General features: G+C 57.5%; 1 protein-coding gene. It reads right to left on the bottom strand.

The genetic code is table 11. The features are described from left to right. A partial coding sequence (locus tag R0K30_RS22220; protein ID WP_410613037.1) for an Ig-like domain-containing protein occupies positions 1-266 on the bottom strand: 266 nt, incomplete at both ends.

Genomic DNA, 266 nt, shown 5'->3' on the forward strand with positions numbered 1-266 from the left:
ATCGTCTGCATCTAAGATGTTGACCGTACTGCCAGGCTCTGCACTACCAACAACCGTGGTGCCATCAAAGCCATCAATCTCTGGGGCGTCAGGCGCGGTGATGTCGGTAGCGGTGTCCGCAGTGAAGACGGCGGATTCATCAGACGTATTGTTTGCCGCATCGGTGGCCGTGGCCGTGATCGGTGTGCCATCAGCAAGCGCTGGGTCGAAGACCACGGTGTAAGCGCCTGTCGTACCATCGGCGGTTGCTGTACCAATGACAGTAT

Origin of the sequence: Bacillus sp. SIMBA_154 (genome assembly GCF_046536015.1) — a bacterium.
GTDB lineage: Bacteria > Bacillota > Bacilli > Bacillales > Bacillaceae > Bacillus > Bacillus pumilus_P.